Below are 23,285 nucleotides of genomic sequence, written 5' to 3'. Positions count from 1 at the left end.
GGAGGGCGTCGACGCGATGGGGGTCCCCCCGCTCGAGCGAAGCCGAGAGTGGGGGAGTCGGCAACCGACGACAACGCCGCAGATGTGCGTGCCAGACCCCGCGACGCCGGCATGATCCAAACGACAGGCCCTAGCCCAGCGTCGCCCGCAGCGCGGCCTCCAGTTCGAAGCGGGCGTCCGGGTCGGACAGGGCCTCGCCGAACAGCCGCTGCACCTGGTGCAGACGCTGTCGTGCGGTCTGCGGGTGGATGCCGAGCCGGGCCGCGATCTCCGGGGCCGTGCCGTGCGGCGTCTGCAGACAGGCCAGCAAGGTGGCCGCGAGGCGCTCGCGCTGCTTGGGGGTGAGGGACGCGAGCGGCTTGAGGCGCCGGCGTGCCATCAGCCGTACGAGCGCCGGGTCCGCCAGCAGCAGGAGGCGGGCGAGGGAGGGCGCGGTCACCGGGGGCGAGTCCGGCCCGGCGACGGCGCCCGCTTCGCGCAGACTGCGCGCCCAGCGCAGCGAGTCGGCCGTCTGCGCGGGCGGTACGGCGGGCCCGACGACCGCCCCCGTCTCCCGCAGCAGTTGCTGCAACCGCGGGTCGGCGAGCAGCAGATGCGGGGTCGGTACGACCAGACAGGGCTGGGAGCTCTCCAGGTCGGCGAGCACGGGTTCCGGCAACCGGCTGCGCCGCAGGGCGCGCGGCGGCGCCGGCGTGTCGGGCTGGGCGGCGGGCGGGGGACCGAGCGCGACGGCGGCCACGCTGTCCGGCAGCGGCCAGTCGGCCTCGGCGGCGGCCCGGTCGAGGGCCTCGGTGTCGGGGTCGCCCGAGGCCAGCAGGATCAGCAGACGGTGGCGGCGCCGGCCGACGGTCCCGGCGGCATCGGCCTGGGCGTCCGCGTAGGCCTGCACGGAAACGGCGGCGATCTCGTCGATGTGCGTGAACACCGCCTCGGCCAGCAGGGCCACCGCCTCCGTGCCGAGGGCCTGCCGCCGGGCCACGCGCGCGTAGCGGCGCCAGGCGATGCGGGCGCCGAGCCGGTAGGCGGCCTGGAGCGCGTCCAGGCTGCGGCCCTCGATCGACTCGCCGCGCCCGAGCGCCCGATAGACCGAAAGATGGGCGGATTCCACCGGGCCGCCCGCCGACGTGACGCGCTCCGCGAATTCCAGCAGGGCGGTCTCCACACCTTGTTGCATCGCGGCTCCGAATGAACCCGACAACGGACGGGAGAATTCCGGGATCTGCGCCCTGATCTCATGGATTATCTCGGCCGCGACCGTGCGGTTCTCTTTTTGGAGTTCGGCTCCGAGGCGGCGGGGCAGGGCCGTCCACGGGCCGCCACGGGAGTCCCTTCCCGTGCCGCGGCTCGCTCCCGATGCCGCCGTCTCCGTCGTCGTCATCCCCCGGATTATGTGGTCAAGTCCCTGGCGGGTCAAGGCTTCTGGCCCAAGTCAACTAGCAGTGCTAATAAGCCCGTCCTCGTGTTTTGCCGCAGCGCAGCGCCTCACCGCCCGCCGAAGCGCGCACTTGGATGAGCGTTTTACGTTCCCGCAACACACGGAGCTGACATCTGACTGAGCGGCACCCGTGAAGAAGAGCGCGGCCCATTGCCGCCGCTCCCGGTTCCTTCCTACTTTCGCTGCCCCGACGCTTCGCTATTCCAGAACAAGGGACGGAACTGGAAATGAGACGAGCCACATTCCGCCGTGCACTGCTCGCCGGCGCCACGGCCACCGGACTGCTCGCCGCGACCGGCGGCACGGTGTACGGCGCGGACGACTCGCTGCATGTGGAATACAACTTCACTGTGGGATTCACGAACGGGTTCCACCACCCGGCCGAGTCCCCGCCCGGCGCCGACGACTGGGACTGCACCCCTTCCGCGGAGCACCCCGAGCCGGTCGTTCTGGTGCACGGAACGATGGAGAACATGAACGACATCTGGCGCGGCGCGGCCCCGCTGCTGGCGAACGAGGGCTACTGCGTCTTCGCCTTCAGCTACGGCGGCTCCTCGGCGGACGACCCGGTCCAGGGCGTCGGCTCCATGGTGGACGGGGCGGCCGTGCTCGCCCGCTTCGTCGACCGGGTACGGGCCGAGACCGGTGCCGCCGAGGTGGACCTGGTCGGCCACTCCCAGGGCGGCGGGCCCGTGCCCCGCTACTACCTCAAGAACTTCCCCGGCGCCGCCGACAAGGTCGACCAGCTCATCGGCATCACCCCCTCCAACCACGGCACCACCCTGAGCGGCATCACCGAACTGGGCCGTGTCCTGCACACGCTGGAACCCACCAACAGCCTTCTGCAGAAGGACCATCCGGCACTGGTGGAGCAGCAGGTCGGCTCCGACTTCAACCGCGCGCTGGACGCCGGCGGCGACACCGTCCCCGGCGTCGACTACACCGTCATCGCCACCCAGTACGACGAGATCGTCACCCCGTACACCAACGGCTACCTCACCGCCGGCCCCGGTGCGACGGTCGAGAACATCCACCTCCAGCAGACCTGCTGGAAGGACGGCACCGACCACCTGGAGGCCTCCTACGACCCGGTCGTCCTCACGCACGTCCTCAATTCCCTGGACCCGCAGCACAAGCGCCCGCTGCCGTGCCAGGTGGTCCTGCCGCTGACCGGGCCGGTCATCCCCACCTGGTGAGCTGAGCGGCGAAGCTCGCGAACTCGCCGTTCATCAAGTCCCAGAAGGATCTGTGCCGAAAGGCCGCCCCCGCGGGATGGTGGACGACATGCCAGGCCTCCCACTCACCGTCCGGGCCGACCGCCCGGGGGTCGAGGAGGTACAGGTCGCCGGAGTCCGGGGAGTCGGCGACCTTGAGGGCGTGGGGCAGGAACCCGGAGGTCCAGCCGACCTCCCGGACCGGCAGGACACGCTCGATCTCGTACGTGGTGGGGCCCCAGCCGTCGCTCGTGAGCAGGAACTGGCGGTAGCTCGGCGGCAGTTCGGTGCCGAGCCGTTCCTCCAGCGCGCCGACCTCCGCGGGGTCGGCCGGGCGGGTGCCGAGCCGGTGGGCCCGGCGCACCTCCTCGGGGAGCGGCTCGGCGCCCTCCTGTTCGTGCCGGGGATGGAGCCAGGCGTCGCTCCACCTCTGGAGCAGGTCGCGCCACGCGTACGTCGTCACGCGGCGGCTGCCGCCGCCAGCGCCTCACCCCTGCGCCGGGCCCGCTTGCCGTACAGCGCGGTCCACACGGCGAGCACGCCCAGGACGCCGTAGATCAGGACCGGGCTCAGCACCACCATGGTGTCGGTGCTCAGTGTGTAGGCCAGCGCGATCCGTACGCCGGCCTCCACGCAGTACGCCACGCCCCAGACCGCGGTCATGACGGTGAGCGTCCGGCGGAACCCCTCCGCCTGCCACATGCCGTTCCACCACGCGGTGCTCTCCGGGGTACCGTCGGTGGCGAACTTCCGGCCGAAGTAGAACATCAGGGGCCGCGGCGCGAGCAGCGTCCCCAGGCACAGCAGCCCGAACAGGCCCGTGACACCGGAGTCCTTGATCAGCAGGGCACGCGCGGAGTGCGCCCCGACGAGCGACACCACGGCCGTGATGACGAGGAACACCAGCGTCACGACGGCGAATTCGTCCACGCGCCGCCGCCACACCACATGCACGGCGGTGTCGAGCACCGGCCACGCCCCGCTCAGCAGCAGCGCGCTGAACTCGCTCCAGCCGTGGTCGCGCAGCGCGTTGTACGTCAGGATCGGCGCGACGACGTTGAAGGCGAGCGTGAGAATCCAGCCGCCGAGCGCGGCACCCCGGGACCGGGCGGGCGGAGCGGGACGCTCGGTGCGTTGCGGCTGCGTGGTCGTGGCGGTGTCCTGATGAGACACGGTTTTCCCCCTGAAAACGGCTGGTCGTTGCCGTGCGACACCGTACGGCAACGACCTGGGCGGGGGACACCACGACCACACAAAATGATCACCAAGAACGGACTGGCCGTCACTCGCCCTTGGGCGCCGCCTGCTGCACGACCTCGAACGACCACAGCGTCGAACCACTGGCAGCAGGCTTCGGCCGGTCTCCGCCGCCCTGGTGGGCCGCCTTCATCGGCCCCTCCATCCAGGCCTGGAAGGCATCCTCGTCCCGCCAGCGCGTGTAGACGAGGTAGGTGTCGGTGCCCTCCACGGGCCGCAGCAGCTCGAACCACTCGAACCCGTCGGAGTTCTCCACCGCATGCGCACGCGAGGCGAAGCGCTGCTCCAACGTCTCACGCTGCTCGGCGGGCACGGTCAGTACATTGATCTTGACGACGCTCATACCCTCATCCTGCCGCATCCCGACGGCCACCCCGCGACCGCCATGGGCTACGGGACACAGGGGAAGCGGCCCCTCACGCCACCGCGCTCAGTGTGTCCGCGAGGCGACGGCGGGCCGCGCGGGTGGCGGGGAGGGCGGCGAGGGCGCCTGCGCCGAGGACGGCGCCGGTGCAGAGCAGGAGCAGGAGGGCGGGGGAGGGGCCCTGGGCGATGCCGGCGCCGATGCCGCTGGAGCGGCCCTGGGCGTCGATGAGCCAGTGGGCGAGCGGCAGGCCGAGGGCCATGGAGAGCAGCACGGCCGTCAGGGCCGTACAGCCGGTCGCGGTGACCGTGATCGCGGTGATCTGGCGGGGGGACAGGCCGATGGCCTTCAGGGCGAGCAGGTCGCGCTCGGACTCCCGTACCGTGCCGCCGATCGCGGTGAGCAGCTCGACCAGACCGATCAGGGCGAGGACGGCGATCAGGCCCAGGACGACTTCGCGCAGCGGGGAGAGCCCGTCGACCGGGTTGGTCACCGCGTGCACGTCCAGCCTGCCGTGACCGGCCGCGGCGAGCCGGTCGGCGACCTCGTGCGGATCGGAGCCGGGGGCGAGACGGACCTGGTAGAGGGTCGGGCGCAGACCCGGGTCGTTCTCGCGCAGGGTGTCGAGCGAGGTGGAGATGACCCGGCCGGCGTTGTCCGGCTCGATGCTGCGGCCGACGATGTGCAGGATCTGCGGCTGGTCGCCGACCGTCATCCGCACCCAGTCGCCGACGTGTACGTCCAGCAGGTCGAGCAGCCCCTGCCCGGCGACGGCCTCGTCGGGCCCGCGGGCCGCGCGGCCCTCCGCGAGGGCGTACGGGTACGGCTCCCGGCGGGTGCCGAGACCGCGCAGGGCGATGGTCTCCGTCTGGCCGGGGACCAGCGCGGCCACCTCCACGCCCGGGTGCGCGGCAGCGACCTGCGGGTCCCCGTCGAGGATCGCCTCGGTGCGCAGGGCGTCCAGGGACGCGTCCGGGTGGACCGTGAGCGCGGCGGGCAGGCCGACCTGCTCGGGCCTGCTGGCAAAGCGGTCCATGGTCGTCCAGGCGCTCATCGCCACCACGATCAGCAGCAGCGGCAGCGCCAGCCGGCCGACCGCGGTCAGCGAGCGCGGACCGCGCGCGAACGCCCGGTGCCAGCCCAGCACCAGCGCCGGCGGCACCCGCACACCCCGTACGCCCGGCCCCAGTGCCCAGCGGGCCGCCCCCGACAGCCGACCGCCCCGCGACGCCGCGGGCCGCGGCACCGGCACCGGCGGCACCCGGCCCGCGCGCCACGCGGCCAGCCCCGTCGTCGCGCCGATGAACAGCACCGCCGCGACCGGCACCACGAACAGCGTCACCGTCTGCCCGGGCAGCCCCTGCCACACCCCGACAGCGTCCCCGAGCCGTCCCGGCACCCGGCTGCCCAGCGCCTGGGTGAGCGCGGCGGCGGCCACCGCGCCCAGCAGCGCGTAGGCGAGATGCTGGAGCAGGAACAGCCGGACGACCTGGCCGGGCGTGAACCCGATCGCCTTGAGCACGGAGATGTCCCGCAGATGGCCGCGGATACGGGTGCCGATCGCCCCGTGCACAGCGAACCCGGCGGCCAGCAGCGCGCCCAGCCCGAACAGGCCCAGCACCTGGCCGAGCAGCCGGTTGTCGCCCTGCGCCTCCGCCCGGGCCTGCTGCCAGGTGGACACCTCTCCGATGGCCCCGGCGCCCAGCACGGTCACCGCGCGCTGGACGGCGTACCCGGTGTCGTCCGGATCCCGCAGCCGCAGGCCGATCACCTGGCTGTCCGGGTCGGGCAGGGCGGACGGCAGCGCCCACACCAGTCCCGGCCGCTCGCCCGCACGGTAGGGCGGCTCGGCGCTGTCGGCGACGCCGACCACGGTGAAGCGGCGCGCGCTGCCGGGCACGGTCAGCGTGTCACCGGGCTCGGCCAGCAGGGACCGGGCGAGCCGGGTCTCCAGGACGACCCCGTCGGGCGTCGCCGTGTCCAGCCAGTTCCCCGAGGCCAGCAGCGGCCGGCCCACCTCGGGCAGCTCCGGCGTGCCGCGCAGCTCGACGGAGGCGCGGGCGCCGCGCGTGGCGACGGTCGCGGAGGCCGCCGGATAGGGGCCCGCGACCGAGTCCACGCCGTCCAGCCCGGACAGCCTGTCCGCATCGGAGGACGGCGCGGTGTGCAGCCACACGTGGGCGCCGCCGCCCTGCGCGAACACCCGCTGCCAGGGGTTGGTCGCGTACCCGAACAGGGCGGCGGCCAGCAGCAGCGACACGACGACGCCCGCGGTCGCGAGCACCAGGAACAGCGCCTCGCCGCGGTGCGTGCGCAGATCGGAGTGCGCCCAGCGCAGAGTCGCTCGCACCGGCGTCAGCCCTTCCTCGCGCGTACGTCGTCCACTCGCCTGTCGGTCCTTGAGACCCGCGGCATGCCGGCCTCTGGGGCTCGCGCGTCAGCCCGTGAGCCCGGCACTCCAGCGTCTGGGGCTCGCGCGTCGTCCCGTGAGCCCGGCACTCCAGCCTCTGGGGCTCGCGCGTCGTCCCGTGAGACCGGCAAACCAGCCTCTGGGGCTCGCAGGTCAGCCCGTGAGACCGGCACGTCAGTCCCTGAGCCCCGCACATCTGTCCCCGGGGGCCGCCCGTCAGCCGGTGCGACCCGCACGTCAGTCCCTGAGCCCCGCACATCTGTCCCCGGGGCTCGCAGGTCAGCCGGTGCGACCCGCACGTCAGTCCCTGAGCCCCGCACATCTGTCCCCGGGGGCCGCCCGTCAGCCGGTGCGACCCGCACCGCCGCCCCTGAGACCCGCATGTCCGTCCCTGACGTCCACATGTCAGTCCCTGAGCTCCAGCACCCCGGACGTCCCGGCCCGGCGCGGCGGCCCGGCGTTCCGGTCCAGCTCCGCGTCGTCGGCGATCCGCCCGTCGAAAAAGCTGATCACCCGGTCCGCGGCGCTCGCCAGCCGGGCGTCGTGCGTGACCAGCAGGATCGTCTGCCCGCGCTGGTGGAAGCGGGACAGCAGCCGCATCACCTCGCGGGTGCCCTTGCTGTCGAGGCTGCCGGCGGGTTCGTCGGCGAGCAGCAGGGGCGGCTGGTTGACCAGTGCGCGGGCCAGCGCGACCCGCTGCTGCTCGCCGCCCGACAGCTCGCCCGGCATGCTGCGCTCCTTGCCCGCGAGCCCCAGCTCGGACAGCAGCTCCTCGCGCTCGGCGCGCGCCCGCTTCGGCGGGACCCCGGCGAGCAGGGCGGGCAGCTCGACGTTGTCGGCGACGGACAGGTTCGACACCAGGTTGAAGAACTGGAAGACGATCCCGATCCGCTTGCGCCGCTCCACCGCCCAGCGGGCCTCGCTCCACGCGTCGGTGCGCTCCCCGTCCAGCCACACACTCCCCGCGTCGGGGCGCTGGAGGCCGCCCAGCAGATGCAGCAGGGTCGACTTCCCGGCACCGGACGGCCCGGTGATCGCCACGAACTCGCCCGGCCGCACGGCCAGGTCCACCCCGCGCACGGCCTGAGCGGGTGCGCCCTCGCCGTGGTGGGTCTTGACCAGCCCCTCCGCACGCAGGACGGGCGCCTCGGCCGGGGGCATGGGTGCCTCAACGGGCGCTGCGTCGGGAGCGGGACCCTTGCTCACTCCAGCTCCTCCAGCTCTTCCTGGCACCGTTCCAGCCAGTCGAGGTCGGCCTGCAGGTGCAGCATCGCGCCCTCGATCAGCAGCTGCGCGATGCGGTTGTCGCGGTCTTCGGCGGCGGCCAGCTTCGACAGCTGGCGCATGGTGTTCAGATACTGGCGCCGCTGGGTGTTGATCAGGGCGATCTGGTCGGCGAGACCGGTCTGCGGGGCGAGAGCCAGCTTCATGAAGAACTCGTCCCGTACCCGCGGCTCGTCCTCGGGCTCCGCGAACCAGGCGCGCAGCGCCTCACGCCCGTCCTCGGTGAGGTGGTAGACCTTCTTGTTGGGCCGGCTGGACTGCTCGACGTCCTCGCCCTCGATCAGACCCTGTTTCTCCAGGCGGCCGAGGGTGACGTAGATCTGGCCGACGTTCGGCTGAGGGTACGCGGAGCCCAGCAGTTGCTCAAGGCCCTGCTTCAGCTCATAGCCGTGGGCGGGGCCACGGGCGAGGAGTGCCAGGAGGGGCAGGCGCACGCGTGCTGTCCTCCTGTCCTGGTGATGTGTGCCAGGCCCTAGTATCGCCCATGCCTAACAGGTATACATGGCCTTTGTCCCCGGGCGAGGGTGCCCGGTGCCGGTGTACAGGGAGGAACCTATGCGGTGGACGCGTGCCGCGGGTAGGGGCCTCCTCGTTCTGCTGATCGTCCTGACCGGATATGTCACCGCGGGCGTCCAGGCCCGGGAGGCCGGCACGGGCGGGCGCGGTCCGCTCACCCTGGCCACCGCGGGCGACCTCACCGGCTATCTCGGCCCCCTCCTGGAGGGCTGGAACCGCGACCACCCCGGCGAGCGGATCACCCTCGTCGAGCTGCCCGACTCCACCGACGAGTCCCGCGCGCAGATGGTCACCGACCTCAGCGGCGCCGGCCGCGGCCGGTTCGACGTGCTCAACATCGACGTCAACTGGACGTCCGAGTTCGCCGCGGCCGGCTGGATCCGCCCGCTGGAGCGCGACCGCTTCCCGCTCGGCACCTTCCTGCCGCCGGTCGTCGACACCGCGACCTACGACGGCCGCCTGTACGCCGTTCCGTACGTCACCAACGCCGGCCTGCTGCTGTACCGCAAGGACGTCCTCGACAAGGAGGGCCTGGCACCCCCGCGCACCTGGGCCGAGCTGGAGAAGTACGCCGAGACGGTCGCCCCGAAGTACGGGCTCGACGGCTACGCCGGACAGTTCCTGCCCTACGAGGGCCTGACCGTGAACGCCGCCGAGGCCGTCTACTCGGCGGGCGGCACGATCCTCGGCGACGAGGGCGCCCGCGTCACCGTGGACTCGGCCGCGGCCCGTGAGGGCATCGGCTTCCTGGTGCGCGGCGTACGCGAGGGCTGGATTCCGCGCGAGGCGCTGACGTACAAGGAGGAGGAGTCCAAGCAGGCCTTCCAGGACGGCCGGCTGCTCTTCCTGCGGAACTGGCCCTACGCCTATGTCGCCGCCTCGGAGCAGGGGTCACGCGTCGCCGGACGGGTCGGCGCCGTGCCGCTGCCGGGCCCCGACGGCCCGGCCACGAGCGTGCTGGGCGGCTCCAACCTGGCGGTCAGCAGCCATGCGCGGCACGCGGAGACGGCCGAGCGCCTGCTCGCCTATCTCACCGGTGAACGCGTCCAGCGCCAGGTCCTCACCCGCGGCGCACTGCCCCCGGTGCGGGCCGACCTCTACCGGGACCCCGATCTGATCAGGCGCTTCCCGTACCTGCCGACCCTGCGGGAGAGCGTGCTGGCCGCCGCCCCGCGGCCCAAGAGCGCGCGCTACGACCAGGTCAGCCTGGTCGTGCAGGCGGTCGTGCACGACGCGATGACCGGGCAGCAGACGCCCGAGGCGGCCGTGCGCCGACTGGCGCGCGAGCTCGACGCCCTCACCCGCTGATAGTTACCTGTTAAGTAACGCTGACGTCTCATCTCTCTTCAGCATGCCCTTGTGTGTCCCGATTTGCGACGCCAACTCACCAGTAGCTTGCGTCCAGTTCATTGACACCCCTCCGAAACGGTTACTTAACATGCATGCATGCTGAGTAAGTACCGCTGGTGGCGGGACGCGGTGATCTATCAGGTCTACGTCCGCAGCTTCCTGGACAGCACCGGTGACGGGGTCGGCGATCTCGCCGGGGTCCGGGCCGGGCTGCCGTATCTGAAGAAACTGGGCGTCGACGGGATCTGGCTGAGCCCCTTCTATCCCTCGCCGCAGCACGACCACGGCTACGACGTGGCCGACTACTGCGACGTCGACCCGGTCTTCGGCGACCTCGCCGAGTTCGACCGGCTCGTCCACGCCGCCCGCAGGCTGGGCATCCGGGTCCTGCTGGACATCGTCCCGAACCACTGCTCCAGCGAGCACCCGTGGTTCCGGGAGGCGCTCGCCGCGGCGCCCGGCAGCCCGGCCCGGGCCCGCTTCCACTTCGCCGACGGGCGCGGCCCCGACGGCGCCGAGCCGCCCAACAACTGGCACGCCATGTTCGGCGGCCCGGCCTGGACGCGGCTGCCCGACGGCCAGTGGTACCTGCACATGTTCACGCCCGAGCAGCCCGACTGGAACTGGCGCAACCCCGAGATCGCCGCCGAGTTCGACCGCATCCTGCGCTTCTGGCTCGACCGCGGTGTCGACGGCTTCCGCATCGACGTGGCCGCCGGTCTGTTCAAGCACCCCGAGCTGCCCGACTCCGACGACCCGGAGGCCGACGCCCGCACCCGCGACTCGGTCAACCCGCTCGCCTGGAACCAGCCCGAGGTGCACGAGGTGTGGCGCAGGTGGCGGGCCGTCTGCGAGGAGTACAGCGAGCGCGACGGCCGCGAACGCCTCCTCGTCGGCGAGGTGTCCGTGCCCACCGCACGCGAACACGCCCAGTACGTGCGCCCCGACGAACTCCACCAGGCCTTCTTCTTCGACCTGCTCGGCGCCCCCTGGGACCCGGACGCCTTCCGCAAGGTCATCTCCGAGGCCATGCAGGACATCGCCGGCACCGGCTCCACCGTCACCTGGGTCCTCAACAACCACGACCAGGTCCGCACCGTCACCCGCTACGGCGAACCCACCCCGCACGGCAGCGGCCTCGGTGCCGCCCGCGCACGCGCCGCCGCGCTGCTGATGCTGGCCCTGCCCGGAGCCGCGTACATCTACCAGGGCGAGGAACTGGGCCTGCCCGAGGTCGTCGACCTGCCCGACGACGTCCTCACCGACCCGATCTTCCGCCGCACCGGCGACCGGGCCCGCATCCGCGACGGCTGCCGGGTGCCGCTGCCCTGGTCGGGACAGGCCTCCCCGTTCGGCTTCACCTCAGGCGCCGAGAGCGCCAAGCCCTGGCTGCCCCAGCCGGAGTACTTCGCCGAGTACGCCACCGACCGCGCCCTCGCCGACACCCGCTCCTTCTGGCACCTGTACCGCGACGGCCTCCAACTGCGCGCCGCCCTGCCCCAGTTGGGCGAGGGAAGCCTGCGCTGGCTGGACTCCCCGCCCGGGGTGCTCGCCTTCGCCCGCGACGACCTCGTCTGCGCGGTCAACTTCGGCACCGCACCCGTACCCGCGCCGGTCTCCGGCACCCCGCTGCTCGCCAGTGGCCCCTGTCCGGCCGGGGAGCTCCCCGGCTCGACGGCGGCCTGGTGGATCGACGACTCACCCTCCTTCTGAAAGGGACATCAACGATGATGCGACGACGTACCACCCTGATCGGCTGCACCGCCCTGGTCCTCGCCCTCGGCGCCACCGCCTGCGGTGGCGGCGACGTCACGGCCGGCGGCGGCGACAAGGCGCTCAGCGGCAAGACGCTCACCGTCGCCGGCGTGTGGACCGGCAGCGAGCAGAAGAACTTCCAGAAGGTGCTCGACGCCTTCGCCGAACAGACCGGCGCCAAGACGCAGTTCGTCTCCACCGGTGACAACGTCTCCACCGTCGTCGGCAGCAAGATCGAGGGCGGCAACGCCCCCGACGTGGTGATGGTCCCGCAGGTCGGCGTCCTGAAGCAGTTCGCCGAGAGCGGCTGGCTCAAGCCGCTGTCGCCCGCCGCCGAGAAGACCGTCGACGCCAACTTCGCGCCGGTGTGGAAGGACTACGGCACCGTCGACGGCAAGCTCTACGGCCTGTACTTCAAGGCCGCCCACAAGTCGACCGTCTGGTACAGCCCCGACGCCCTCGCCCAGGCCGGTGTCGGCCAGCCCTCGACGTACGAGGAGATGCTTCAGGCAGGGCAGACCGTCGCGGACTCCGGACTCGCCGCGTTCTCCGTCGCCGGCCAGGACGGCTGGACCCTCACCGACTGGTTCGAGAACGTCTACCTCTCCCAGGCCGGACCCGACAAGTACGACGCCCTCGCCGCCCACAAGCTGAAGTGGACGGACGCCTCGGTGGTGAAGGCCCTCACCACCCTCGGCGAGCTGTTCAAGGACAAGCAGCTGCTGGCCGGCGGCCAGAAGGGCGCCCTGAACACCGACTTCCCCGGCTCGGTGGAGAAGGTCTTCGGCCCCGAACCCGAGGCCGCCATGGTCTACGAGGGCGACTTCGTGGCCGGTGTCGCCAAGGACCAGTACGGCAAGGCCATCGGCGAGGACGCCAAGTTCTACCCGTTCCCCGCGGTCGACGGCGGCACCCCGCCCGTGGTCAGCGGCGGCGACGCGGCCGTCGTCCTGAAGGACGGCAAGAACGCCGATGCCGCGATGGCGTTCGTGGAGTACCTCGCCACCCCCGAGGCCGCGGCCGTCTGGGCCGAGGCGGGCGGCTTTTTGTCGCCGAACAAGAAGCTCGACCCCAACACCTACGGTGACGTCACCACGCGTGCCACCGCCAAGTCGCTGGTAGCGGCCGGTGACTCGGTCCGCTTCGACATGTCCGACCAGGCACCCGCCGCCTTCGGCGGCACCAAGGGCGCCGGCGAGTGGAAGATCCTCCAGGACTTCCTGCGCGACCCGTCGGACCCGCAGCGGACCGCGGCCCAGCTGGAAGCCGCCGCGGCCAAGGCCTACAAGGGCTGACGGACATGACCGCCACGCTCGTGAAAGAGACGAGCCCCCCGTCCGCCGCCGGTGCCGGGCCCGCCCGGCGCCCGCGGCGGCGCGGCCGGGCCGTCGCCCTGCTCTTCGTCCTCCCCGCGCTGCTCCTGCTGGGCGCACTGGTCGTCTACCCGGTGCTGTTCTCGGTCGGCCGCAGCTTCTTCGACGCCTCCGGCACCCGCTTCGTCGGCGGCGACAACTACGCCGAGATGTTCCGTGACCCCGCCACCATCAAGGCCGTCCGCAACACGGCCATCTGGGTCGTCGTCGCCCCCACGCTGCTCACCGGCCTCGGCCTGATCCTGGCCGTGCTGGTCGAGAAGATCCGCTGGGCCACCGCGTTCAAGCTGCTGCTGTTCATGCCGATGGCCGTGTCCTTCCTCGCCGCCGGCATCATCTTCCGCCTCGCCTACGACGAGGACCCGGACAAGGGCGTCCTGAACGCCGCCGCGGTCACCGTCCACGACGCCTTCACCGGCACCTCCTCCTATCCCACGGCTCGCGCCCGCGAGGGGCAGGGGCTCGGCAAGGCCGACGGCGGCTACCGGACCACCGCGAGCGTCTCACCCGGCGACACCCTCGCCCTCGGCCTGGTCGGCGTCCAGCCGAAGGACCTGCCCGAGGGCGCGGAGCCCGCGAAGGCCCCCGCATCCGGGCCCGGCGAACTGCGCGGTGTCGTCTACCTGGACTTCACCCCCGGCGGCGGAGGGCGGCAGGGCCAGGTCGACCCCAAGGAGAGCGGCCTGCCCGAGGTGCGCGTCGAGGCCGTGCGCGACGGAAAGACGGCCGCCTCCACGACGACCGCGTCCGACGGCTCGTTCCGCTTCACCGACCTGGCCGACGGCTCGTACACCGTGCGGCTGCCCGCCTCGAACTTCTCCGCTCCCTACGAGGGCGTCTCCTGGCTCGGGCCCGCCCTCGTCACCCCGGCGATCATCGGCGCCTACCTGTGGATCTGGACCGGCTTCGCCATGGTCCTCATCGGCGCGGGCCTCGCCACCCTGCCCCGGGACGCGCTGGAGGCGGCGCGCATCGACGGCGCCAACGAGTGGCAGATCTTCCGGCGCATCACCGTGCCGCTGCTCGCGCCCGTCCTGACGGTCGTGTTCGTGACGCTGGTCATCAACGTGATGAAGGTCTTCGACCTCGTCTACATCATCGCGCCCGGACCGGTGCAGGAGGACGCGACCGTGCTCGCCACCCAGATGTGGCTGGTGTCGTTCGGCGGCGGCAACGACCAGGGCCTCGGCAGCGCGCTCGGGGTGCTGCTCCTGCTGCTCGTGGTCCCCGCGATGGTCTTCAACGTACGCCGCTTCAGAAGGAGCCAGCGATGAACGCCGCCCGCCGCTACCTGGGCAACGGAGCCGTCCAGGCCTTCCTGCTGATCGTCGGCCTGGTCTGGATGACACCGCTGGCCGGACTGCTGCTGTCGTCGCTGCGCTCCGCCGAGGACACCGCGAAGGGCGGCTGGTGGACGGTGTTCACCAGCCCCGGCCAGATGTCCTTCGACAACTACTCGGCGCTGCTGGACAACGCGGGCATCACCCGCGCGTTCTGGAACACCGTGCTGATCTCGGTGCCCACCACCGTGCTCGTGGTCGTCATCGCCGCGCTCGCCGGATACGCCTTCGCCTGGCTGGACTTCCCCGGCCGCGACGCCGTCTTCCTGCTGGTGGTCGCCCTGTTGGTGGTGCCGGTGCAGATCGGTCTGCTGCCGGTCGCCAAACTCTTCGGCCAGTTGGGCCTGTTCGGCACGATTCCCGGAGTAGTGCTCTTCCACGTGGCCTACGGACTGCCGTTCGCCGTGTTCCTGCTGCGCAACTACTTCGCCGAGATCCCGAAGGAGATGCTGGAGGCGGCCCGGATGGACGGGGGCACCGAATGGCGGATCTTCACCCGGCTGGTGCTGCCGGTCGGCCGCCCGGCCATCGCCAGCCTGGCGATCTTCCAGTTCCTGTGGGTGTGGAACGACATGCTGGTCGCCCTGCTGTTCGCGGACAGCGCCTCGCAGCCGCTGACCGTCGAACTCCAGTCACAGATCCGGCAGTTCGGCAGCAACATCGACGTCCTGGCTCCCGGGGCGTTCCTGTCCCTGATCGTGCCGGTGGCGGTCTTCTTCGCCTTCCAGCGGCACTTCGTGCAGGGCGTGATGGCGGGTTCGGTGAAGTGACCCGCCGGACGGCCGGCCCCCTTCGCAGGACGGGGCCGGCCGTCGCACGTCAGCCGCCGACCTCGAAGGCGAGGTCGTTGTCCACCGTGTAGTAGGGCCGCACCGTGGCGGCGCCCACGGTGACCGCCGGGTAGACGCAGACCTCCTTGCGCCCGGCCACGTCGTCCAGCAGCCGCCCGACCCGCGCCAGGGCGCCGTCCGCGGTGGGCCGTACGAACACGTCCCACATGCCGCTCTCGCCCGTCATCTCCGTGTGCCCGACCTCGAAGGCGAACCCCTGCCCGTCGGCCTCCGCGCGCAGGTCCACCGTCCGCTCGGCGCGGCTCCCGCCCCGCGGACGCACCACCACGGCGGCGCCCGCGGCCAGGGACGCCCCGTGCAGCCGGGCGGTGACCCGCGTCGAATGGTCGCTCACCTCGATGCGGCCGGCCTCCGCGTGCGCGGTGCGCAGCCAGGCCCGTACCGCGAGAAACCCGTCCGTGGTCGCGTACGGCACCCGCACCGCCACCGGCGACGTCCGGTCACGGGTGTCCCCGTCGACCAGCGCCCGCAGATCCCGGTACCCGTGCCGCAACCGCTGCCGCTCCGCCTCCGGCCCGGCCACCAGATACAGATCCCAGCGCCCGTCCTCCAGCACGGGCGACGCCTCCAGTACGGCGCCCAGCCGGCCGTCGCTCCCGGGCCGCAGCTCCAGCTGCCGTACGGTCGTCTCGGGCTGTCCCTTCCTCGGGCGCAGCCGCAGCAGCAGCCGGGGCTCCTCGGACGGCGGCGCCGTGACGGCGAAGTCGATCCGGCCCTCGGTGTCGACCGTGCAGTCGACCCGCGGCTCGCTGATGTGGTCCCGGCTCATCGCTGCCCCCTGCGCACCATCTGGCGGGCCCGGCCCGCGGCACCGTACGCGACGTCCCGTACGGCGAATCCCTGACTGACCAGGACGCGGCCGAGACCGCCGTCCTCGACCGCTTCCGCCCGGCCACCGCGGGCCGCGAGCGCCTCCTCGAACAACCGCTCCGCCCGGGCGACGACCGGCCCGGGCGCGAACCGCTGTGCGTTCTCCACGGCCGTACGGCCCATGCGCCGCCGCCGCTCGTCGTCGCGGACCAGCTCCAGCAGGGCCGCGGCCAGCGCGTCGCGGTCGCCGACCGGCACCAGCCGGCCGTCCTCCCCGTCCCGGATGATCTCGCCGGGCCCGAAGGGGCAGTCGGTGCTCACCACGGGCAGGCCGCAGCGCATCGCCTCGACGATCGTCATGCCGAACGGCTCGAAGTCGGAGGTGGCCACGCCGATCGAGCCCTTCACCCACTCCGCCTCCATCGGGGCCGCCGCGCCCATGAGCAGGACGTTCTCGTACAGCCCCAGCTCCTCGACGAGCCGACGCAGCCGGGGCTGTTCGTCGCCCTTGCCGTAGATGCGCAGCCGCCAGTCCGGACGCTCGGCCGCCACCTTCGCGAACGCCTCGATCAGCAGGTCGTAGCGCTTGACCGGGACGAGCCGGCCCGCAGCGATCACCACCTTCGCGCCACCGTCGGCGACCGGGAGCGCGGGGTCCGGGACGCTGTTCGGCAGGGCCGCCACCCGCACCCCGGGCAGCCGCATCTTGCGCCGGTACGCGGCCGCGTCGGCCTCCGTGACCGTGGTGAGCACGTCCAGCCTGCGGTAGGCCCGGCGCAGCGCGGTGCGCAGCCGGGGCGGGTGGTTGTCCAGGGTGAGGTGCTCCTGCCCGACCCGCAGAGCGCGGTCCGGGCCCTGGAGCGCCAGATGCACATTGAGGCCCGGCCGGGTGCCGATGAGCACATCGGCGTCCGTCTGCGCGAGAGCCTCGGCGATCCGCCGGTCCGTCAGTTCGCTGTACTGCCGGTAGCGGTACTCCGCCACGGGGAACACGCTCGCCGGTCTCTTGTGCAGCGGATGGTCTCTCTCCTTCCGCAGGTCCACCAGCGGGCGCAGCGAGACCCGTGGGTCCAGCGCGAAGTTGGGGCGCTCGCGGTGCCGCAGCACGGAGACGATCTCCACGTCGTGACGGTCGGCCAGGGCCTGGGCCAGATTGAACGTCGTGGTGATCGTGCCCCCGATGCCGTAGGCGTTGTGCAGGAGGAAAGAGATCTTCATAGGGGCTTAGATCGGCGGGCCCCCCTTCCGGTTGCCCGCCGTTACCGCATCGTGGCGTGAGCGGCCTCGCCCGGCCGGCGGGCACGGCTCACATCTGGGTGCCGAACACCTGCGTCCACCACGGTCCGCCCGCGCCCTGATGGACGCCGAGACCCGTCTCCGCGAACGAGCAGTTCAGGATGTTCGCACGGTGACCCGGGCTGTTCATCCAGGACTGCATGACCTCGGCGGCCGTCTGCTGGCCGCGGGCTATGTTCTCCCCGTACGTGCTCCACCGGTAGCCCGCCGCCGTGATGCGGTCGCCCGGGTCCTGGCCGTCGGGGTTGGTGTGGTCGAAGAAGTCCCGCGCCGCCATGTCGTCGGAGTGCCGCTGCGCGGCCGTGTCCAGCGTGGCGTTCTGCCGGACCGGTGAGCAACCCGCCTTCGCCCGCTCGGCGTTGACCAGCTCCAGCACCTGAGCGGCGGTGGAGCCGGACGGAGCCGTCGTCTCCTCCTCGGTCGGGGTGGGGGTCGGCGTGGGGCGTGCGGTGGTGCGGGTGGGCTGCGGCTTCGGCGTGGGCTCGGGCTTCACGGAAGGCGTCGCCTTCGCGCTGGGCGACGCCGAGACCTTGCGGGACGGGGACGCGCTGGGGGAGGGCGAGGCGCTCGACGTCGAGGGGGCGGGGGCGGCCAGGGCGGTCGTGCCCTCGGCCGTCTCCAGCGCGGTCGGCGTCCGCCGTACGTCGTCGCTGTCGCCCGGGATCAGCAGCGCCGCACTGCCGCCGCCCGCCACCAGCGCCGCCACGGCCGCCACCGCGACCCGCCGCCGGCGCCTGCGGCGCAGGGTGTGACGCTGCTGGACGCGGCCGGGGTGGAGGCCGGGGGCGTCGGTGGGGGTGGAGGACACGAGCGGGTCGCCGTAGACGGTGGTGTCGTGCGACTCGCCGTATGCGGCGGAGGTGTCACGCGCGTCGCCGTATGCGGCCGTGGTGTCGTGCGGGTCGCCGTATGCGGCGGAGGTGTCGAGGGGGTCGCCGTAGGCCGTGGCCGTCCGGGCGTCGGCGGCGAGGGCCACGTACTCCTCCGGCCGGACCGTGGCCAGGGCCGCGCCCAGGGGGACCAGGGCCAGGCCGACGAGGAGGCCCTCCGCCGGGGCGAGGCCCGCGCCGAGGCCGCCGCAGACCGTGCAGTCCCGGGTGTGCCGGGACAGCCGCTTGCGCCACAGCGCCGACGGCACCCCGTCCCAGGGGGCCAGCAGATCGTCCAGGAGCACACAGCGGGGCGTGGCCGCGAGGGCGCGCACCAGCAGGCGGGCCGCTTCGAGCCGCTCCTTCATCCGCTGCACGCGGACGGCCGTGTGCTGCGGGGTCAGCTCCATCGCGGCCGCGACCTCGGCCCGGGTGAGCCGCCCGGCCGCCTCCAGCCACCACAGCGACAGCAGTTCCCGGTCGTCGGGGTCGAGCCAGCGGGCCGCCTCCGCGACCTCGCGGCGCTGCCCGGACAGGCCGAGGCGCAGGATGGTGAGCCCCTCGAAGTCGGCGCCCGGGTCGGGGACGTCGTACGCCTCCTGCAGGGCGGCGTGATGATGCCGGTGCCGGCTGCGGACGCGGTTCATGGCGATGGCCACCAGCCAGGACCGGAAGCCCGCCGGGTCGCGCAGCGAGCCGAGCCCGCCCAGCGCCCGGATCATCGTCTCCTGGACCACGTCGTCGACGTCGGCGTGCCCGTCCAGGGCCCGGCCGACGATGTTGTAGACCAGCGGCAGGTAGGCGGCGACGAGCTCCTGCTGGGCCCGTCGGTCCCCCTGCTGCGCCGCCTTCACCAGCGCCGCTTCGCCTCGGCTGCTCACGCTACGACCACTCTTTTCCTCGCTCCTGCCCGCGTGCGGCTCCCACCGCGCGCGGCCCGTCACAGGGGAGACCCTGCGCCCGGCGCCGGAATAACACAATTTTTCGACGGCAGGGATGGTCCATGTCACAGCGCGGGGGTGCTGTCTCGTCCTGTGAGGGAGAGCCGATTTCGTAGGAACGTCGAGGAGGAGCCGGTATGAACCGGACCGAGGAGTTCGAGGAGCTGCGGCCCCTGCTGTTCTCCATCGCCTACCGCATTCTGGGCAGCGTGAGCGAGGCCGAGGACGCGGTCCAGGAGACCTGGCTGCGCTGGGACGCCTCCACGACCCGGCCCGCCTCGGCCCGGGCCTTCCTGTCGTCGGTGGTGACCCGGATCTCCATCGACGTACTGCGCTCGGCGCGCGTGCGCAGGGAGGCGTACGTCGGGCCGTGGCTGCCGGAGCCGCTGCTGACCGACTCCTACGAGGACCCGGTGCGCTCGGCGGAGCTGGCCGACTCGCTGTCGATGGCCGCCCTGTTGCTGCTGGAGCGGCTCAGCCCGCTGGAGCGGGCCGTGTTCGTGCTGCGGGAGGTGTTCGGCTTCGGCTTCCCCGAGGTCGCCTCGGCGGTGGGCCGTTCCGAAGCCGCCTGCCGCCAGCTCGCGGTGCGGGCCCGCCGGCACATGGACGCCGGGCGCCCCCGGTTCGAGGCGGACCGCCGTGAGCGCGAGGAACTCGCGGCCCGCTTCTTCGACGCGGTCCGGGAAGGCGACGTGGACGCGCTGCGCGAGCTGCTCGCGGCCGATGTGCAGGTCGTCGGGGACGGCGGCGGCCGGGCCCCGCAGGCGGGCGCGGGCGTGTTCGGCGCCGAGCGGGTGGCCCGCCACTTCGCCTTCGTCCTCCCGGCCCTGGTGCGCATCGGCGTCACGAGCGAGTCGCACGAGATCAACGGGCAGCCCGGCGCCGTGTTCCGCGACCGTGACGGCAAGGTCCTCGGCACCTGGGTGCTCGACGTCCTCGACGGACGCATCCAGACCGTCCGCGCGGTCAGCAACCCCGACAAGCTCCAGCACGTCGGCCCGGTGGCGGACCCGTGGGCGGTCTTCCACGAGCTGAACCGCGCCTGGCGGGGCGAGGGGTGAGGAGGAGAGGGAGCGCGGGCCGGCAAGCCGGCTATCTGCGGCCGCCGAACTCCCAGGAGTAGACCTCGATCCCGGCGTAGCGGTCGGCGGTGAGCAGCTCGCCCGCCGTCCGCGCGTCGGGCGCCCGCAGCAGCGCCGCCGTGCCCAGCCAGGCCGCCCCGTCGTCGGACAGCAGCGGCCCGTACGCGATCAGCTCGTCCTCCCGGCCGGGCGGTACGGCGAGATCGGCGGGCTCGCCCTCCCCGGAACCGAGACCGAGCACCAGGTAGCGGTTGCCGCCGGTGCGGCCGCCAGGGAACTCCCACATCGTGCGGCCCAGCAGATTGCGCCACCGCCGCAGCAGCACGTCCCGGTACCCGCCGGCCTGGTACGTCGGCTCGTCGAAGGCGAACGCGCGCGCCGCGGCCGCGTCCGGCAGACCGAGGATGTGCACGCTGCCGACGAGCGGGGCGTCGTCGCCGTCCCCGGCGAAGAGCGGGCCGCGGGCGATCATCTCCCCGGCGTACCGGTCCATGTAGGACCAGTGCTCCTCCAGCAGCTTCTCGCGCAGGGCGAGGGATCCGGGCCGGTCACGGTGAAAGCAGAAGAACTCCATGGAACCGGACCCTCGCGCACCCGCGCCGCCCGCTCAAGGGAATTACGCCTCAGTGATACCCCTCGCTGCCGCCCGCCCGGTCGCCCTTGCGGATCGTGCAGTGCAGGGAGTCGTCCTTCAGGTCGGCGACGATCGTGTCGCCGGGCTCGGCGTCGCCGGTGAGGAGGATCTCGGCGACGCGGTTGTCGAGCTCGGTCTGGATCGTGCGGCGCAGCGGCCGGGCGCCGAACTCCGGCTGGTGGCCGTGCGCGACGAGCAGCTTCTTCGCCGCCTCGGTGACCTCCAGCGTCATGCCCTGCCCGTGCACACGGTGCTTGCTGCGGTCCAGCAGATGGTCGACGATCTCCGACAGATCGGCCTCGGTGAGGCTGTGGAAGACGATGATGTCGTCGATGCGGTTGAGGAACTCCGGCAGGAACCGCTGCCGCAGCTCCTCCATCAGCTCGTCCTTCAGCTCGGCCGCGTCGCCCTCGTGCGCGAGGATGCGGTGGGCGCCGATGTTGGACGTCATGATGACGACCGTGTGCCGGAAGTCGACGGTGCGGCCCTGTCCGTCGGTGAGCCGGCCGTCGTCGAGGATCTGCAGCAGCGTGTTGAAGACGTCCGGGTGCGCCTTCTCCACCTCGTCGAACAGCACCACGCTGTACGGCTTGCGCCGCACCTTCTCGGTGAGCTGCCCGGCCTCCTCGTAGCCGACGTATCCGGGAGGCGCCCCGACGAGTCGGGCCACGGTGTGCTTCTCCTGGAACTCGCTCATGTCGAACCGGATCATCCGGTCCTCGTCGCCGAACAGCAGCTCCGCGAGCGTCTTGGCGAGCTCGGTCTTGCCCACACCGGTCGGCCCGAGGAAGAGGAAGGAGCCGACGGGGCGGTCGGGGTCGCCCATGCCCGCGCGGTTGCGTCGTACGGCCTGCGACACCGCGGTGACGGCCTCGTCCTGGCCGACGATCCGGGCGTGCATCTCCTCCTCCAGCTTCAGCAGCCGCTCCTTCTCGTCCGCGGTGAGCTGGGAGACCGGGATGCCCGTGCGGCGCGAGACGATGTCGGCGATGTCGGACGCCGTCACCGACACGACCCCCTCACGGCGCTCCTCGATCCCGGCGAGTTCACCCTCCACCTCGGCGATCTGCCGCTTCAGCTCCGAGGCCCTCTCGAAGTCCTCGGTGGCCACCGCCTGGTCCAGCTCACGGCGCAGCTTGGCGATCCGGTCCTCACACGCGACGACCTCGGTGGAGCGCGAGGCGCTGCGCAGCCGGACCCGGGCGCCCGCCTGGTCCATGAGGTCGATGGCCTTGTCGGGCAGGAAGCGGTCGCTGATGTAGCGGTCGGACAGCTCGGCCGCCGCGGCCAGCGCGCCGTCGGCGAAACGGACTTGGTGGTGGGCCTCGTAGGCGTCCCGCAGCCCTTCGAGGATCTGGACCGTCTCCTCGACCGTCGGCTCCGGGATCATGACGGGCTGGAAGCGGCGCTCCAGGGCGGCGTCCTTCTCGATGTGCCTGCGGTACTCGTCGATCGTCGTCGCGCCGACGACATGCAGCTCACCGCGGGCGAGGGCGGGCTTGAGCATGTTGCCCGCGTCCATCGAGCCCTCGCCGGTGGCGCCCGCGCCGACGACGGTGTGCAGTTCGTCGATGAACAGGACGATCTCGCCCTCGGCCTGCTGGACGTCCTCGATGACCTTCTTCAGCCGCTCCTCGAACTGGCCGCGGTACTGCGCCCCCGCGACCATGCCCGACAGGTCGAGGGAGACGACCCGCTTGTCCTTGAGCGTGTCGGGCACCTCGCCCGCGACGATCCGCTGGGCCAAACCCTCCACGATGGCCGTCTTGCCGACGCCGGGCTCGCCGATCAGGACGGGGTTGTTCTTGGAGCGCCGTGACAGGATCTCGACCGTCTGCTCGATCTCCTCGGCCCTCCCCACCACCGGGTCCAGCCTGCCTGCCTTCGCCTCCTCGGTGAGGTCGCGGCCGTACTCGTCCAGCGCCGTGGCGGGCGCCTTGGCCGCGGCGGGGGTGCCGTCGGCGCGGGCCGCCTGGTCGGTGGCGCCGCGCAGCTTCTTCACGTCCACGTCCTGCGCGCCGAGGAAGCGGCCTGCGCCGGAGTCCGGGTCGGACAGCAACGCGCCGAGGACGTGCTCGGGGCCGATGTACGACACCCCGGCCGCCTGCGAGTCGTTGTAGGCGGCCGCGAGCGTGCGCTTGGCCGCCGGGGTCAGACCCGGCTCGGCGGAGGGCTCGCCGGCCTCACGGGGCAGCACCTTGGCGATCCTCGCGGCGAGCTCCTCCGGGTCCACCCCGCCCTCGGACAGCAGCCTGCGGGCGGGGTCGACCTGGGTGGCGGCCCAGAACAGATGCTCGGTGTCCAGGTCCGAGGTGCCGTCCTCGGCGGCCTTGCGCGCGGCCAGATTGAGCAGCTCCCGCGAGGACTCCGTCAGCAGCCGCCCGATCGGCACCCGCTGCACCGCGGGCGGCGAGGACGCGGGTGACATCCCGAAGAAGCGGTTCAGCAGCTCGCTGAACGGGTCCGACGAACCGAAGGGGGAACCGAACGCCATCGACATCGCT

At 72.4% G+C, this 23,285-nt stretch carries 19 protein-coding genes; 7 read left to right on the top strand and 12 right to left on the bottom strand.

The genetic code is table 11. From position 1 onward, the window contains the following. Window positions 1-130: 130 nt before the first annotated feature. Window positions 131-1,174, bottom strand: coding sequence for a helix-turn-helix domain-containing protein (locus ACIQ6Y_RS35710; RefSeq protein WP_404045945.1), 1,044 nt, complete (start codon window positions 1,172-1,174; stop codon window positions 131-133). Between the two features lie 488 nt (window positions 1,175-1,662). Here ACIQ6Y_RS35710 and ACIQ6Y_RS35705 point away from each other — a divergent pair, with 488 nt between their 5' ends. Beyond that, window positions 1,663-2,631 carry an esterase/lipase family protein gene (locus ACIQ6Y_RS35705; RefSeq protein ID WP_404045942.1) on the top strand — a complete coding sequence of 323 codons (969 nt, stop codon included), beginning with the start codon at window positions 1,663-1,665 and terminating at the stop codon, window positions 2,629-2,631. On the opposite strand, the gene ACIQ6Y_RS35700 is transcribed toward ACIQ6Y_RS35705, so the two are convergent. The 6 genes from ACIQ6Y_RS35700 to ACIQ6Y_RS35675 all read right to left on the bottom strand — a co-directional run bounded on the left by ACIQ6Y_RS35700 (window position 2,615) and on the right by ACIQ6Y_RS35675 (window position 8,398). Then, window positions 2,615-3,112, bottom strand: a complete 498-nt coding sequence (locus tag ACIQ6Y_RS35700) for an SMI1/KNR4 family protein (RefSeq protein ID WP_404045940.1) — start codon at window positions 3,110-3,112, stop codon at window positions 2,615-2,617. The genes ACIQ6Y_RS35705 and ACIQ6Y_RS35700 overlap by 17 nt on opposite strands. After that, entirely contained in the window at window positions 3,109-3,822 is a 714-nt protein-coding gene (locus tag ACIQ6Y_RS35695; RefSeq protein WP_404045938.1) for a VC0807 family protein, read from the bottom strand. Before ACIQ6Y_RS35695 ends, ACIQ6Y_RS35700 begins: the two co-directional genes overlap by 4 nt. Window positions 3,823-3,931: 109 nt before the next feature. After that, window positions 3,932-4,249: an antibiotic biosynthesis monooxygenase family protein gene (locus ACIQ6Y_RS35690; RefSeq protein WP_404045936.1), complete on the bottom strand. Its 318-nt coding sequence runs from the start codon at window positions 4,247-4,249 to the stop codon at window positions 3,932-3,934. A 73-nt stretch (window positions 4,250-4,322) separates the two neighbouring features. Continuing rightward, complete coding sequence (locus ACIQ6Y_RS35685) at window positions 4,323-6,620, bottom strand: FtsX-like permease family protein (RefSeq protein WP_404045933.1); 2,298 nt, start codon at window positions 6,618-6,620, stop codon at window positions 4,323-4,325. Between the two features lie 465 nt (window positions 6,621-7,085). Continuing rightward, entirely contained in the window at window positions 7,086-7,841 is a 756-nt protein-coding gene (locus ACIQ6Y_RS35680) for an ABC transporter ATP-binding protein (protein ID WP_404045981.1), read from the bottom strand. 41 nt (window positions 7,842-7,882) lie between these two features. Continuing rightward, window positions 7,883-8,398: a PadR family transcriptional regulator gene (locus ACIQ6Y_RS35675; protein WP_404045930.1), complete on the bottom strand. Its 516-nt coding sequence runs from the start codon at window positions 8,396-8,398 to the stop codon at window positions 7,883-7,885. Between the two features lie 121 nt (window positions 8,399-8,519). On the opposite strand from ACIQ6Y_RS35675, the gene ACIQ6Y_RS35670 reads away from it, so the two are divergent. The 5 genes from ACIQ6Y_RS35670 (at window position 8,520) to ACIQ6Y_RS35650 (ending at window position 15,068) form a co-directional block, all read left to right on the top strand. Next, complete coding sequence (locus ACIQ6Y_RS35670) at window positions 8,520-9,788, top strand: ABC transporter substrate-binding protein (protein WP_404045928.1); 1,269 nt, start codon at window positions 8,520-8,522, stop codon at window positions 9,786-9,788. Between the two features lie 138 nt (window positions 9,789-9,926). Beyond that, complete coding sequence (locus ACIQ6Y_RS35665) at window positions 9,927-11,543, top strand: glycoside hydrolase family 13 protein (RefSeq protein WP_404045926.1); 1,617 nt, start codon at window positions 9,927-9,929, stop codon at window positions 11,541-11,543. 14 nt (window positions 11,544-11,557) lie between these two features. Further along, the gene (locus tag ACIQ6Y_RS35660) at window positions 11,558-12,880 is read left to right on the top strand and encodes an ABC transporter substrate-binding protein (RefSeq protein ID WP_404045923.1); all 1,323 of its coding nucleotides are present in this window, start codon (window positions 11,558-11,560) and stop codon (window positions 12,878-12,880) included. 5 nt (window positions 12,881-12,885) lie between these two features. After that, on the top strand, window positions 12,886-14,232 hold the full coding sequence (locus tag ACIQ6Y_RS35655; protein ID WP_404045920.1) for an ABC transporter permease subunit: 1,347 nt from the start codon (window positions 12,886-12,888) through the stop codon (window positions 14,230-14,232). After that, on the top strand, window positions 14,229-15,068 hold the full coding sequence (locus ACIQ6Y_RS35650) for a carbohydrate ABC transporter permease (RefSeq protein ID WP_404045918.1): 840 nt from the start codon (window positions 14,229-14,231) through the stop codon (window positions 15,066-15,068). The genes ACIQ6Y_RS35655 and ACIQ6Y_RS35650 overlap by 4 nt, the downstream gene beginning before the upstream one ends. Before the next feature lie 49 nt (window positions 15,069-15,117). Here ACIQ6Y_RS35650 and ACIQ6Y_RS35645 read toward each other — a convergent pair whose 3' ends face one another. The 3 genes from ACIQ6Y_RS35645 to ACIQ6Y_RS35635 all read right to left on the bottom strand — a co-directional run bounded on the left by ACIQ6Y_RS35645 (window position 15,118) and on the right by ACIQ6Y_RS35635 (window position 19,005). Then, on the bottom strand, window positions 15,118-15,918 hold the full coding sequence (locus ACIQ6Y_RS35645; RefSeq protein ID WP_404045916.1) for a transferase: 801 nt from the start codon (window positions 15,916-15,918) through the stop codon (window positions 15,118-15,120). Beyond that, window positions 15,915-17,177 (bottom strand): glycosyltransferase family 4 protein, encoded by a 1,263-nt coding sequence (locus tag ACIQ6Y_RS35640; protein ID WP_404045914.1) that lies wholly within the window; start codon window positions 17,175-17,177, stop codon window positions 15,915-15,917. Before ACIQ6Y_RS35640 ends, ACIQ6Y_RS35645 begins: the two co-directional genes overlap by 4 nt. Before the next feature lie 88 nt (window positions 17,178-17,265). Continuing rightward, window positions 17,266-19,005 (bottom strand): sigma-70 family RNA polymerase sigma factor, encoded by a 1,740-nt coding sequence (locus ACIQ6Y_RS35635; RefSeq protein ID WP_404045911.1) that lies wholly within the window; start codon window positions 19,003-19,005, stop codon window positions 17,266-17,268. Window positions 19,006-19,202: 197 nt separating this feature from the next. On the opposite strand from ACIQ6Y_RS35635, the gene ACIQ6Y_RS35630 reads away from it, so the two are divergent. Then, window positions 19,203-20,126 (top strand): RNA polymerase sigma-70 factor, encoded by a 924-nt coding sequence (locus ACIQ6Y_RS35630; RefSeq protein WP_404045908.1) that lies wholly within the window; start codon window positions 19,203-19,205, stop codon window positions 20,124-20,126. Between the two features lie 31 nt (window positions 20,127-20,157). Here ACIQ6Y_RS35630 and ACIQ6Y_RS35625 read toward each other — a convergent pair whose 3' ends face one another. Together ACIQ6Y_RS35625 and ACIQ6Y_RS35620 are read right to left on the bottom strand one after the other, a co-directional pair. After that, window positions 20,158-20,721 (bottom strand): YciI family protein, encoded by a 564-nt coding sequence (locus ACIQ6Y_RS35625; RefSeq protein ID WP_404045906.1) that lies wholly within the window; start codon window positions 20,719-20,721, stop codon window positions 20,158-20,160. A gap of 49 nt (window positions 20,722-20,770) precedes the next feature. Next, window positions 20,771-23,281 carry an ATP-dependent Clp protease ATP-binding subunit gene (locus tag ACIQ6Y_RS35620; RefSeq protein WP_404045903.1) on the bottom strand — a complete coding sequence of 837 codons (2,511 nt, stop codon included), beginning with the start codon at window positions 23,279-23,281 and terminating at the stop codon, window positions 20,771-20,773. Between the last annotated feature and the right edge of the window lie 4 nt (window positions 23,282-23,285).

Origin of the sequence: Streptomyces sp. NPDC096205, from assembly GCF_044763135.1 — a bacterium.
In the GTDB taxonomy this organism is placed as follows: Bacteria; Actinomycetota; Actinomycetes; order Streptomycetales; family Streptomycetaceae; genus Streptomyces.
The sequence above is the reverse complement of the archived record's forward strand: the minus strand, read 5'-3'. Positions and strand labels throughout refer to the sequence as shown.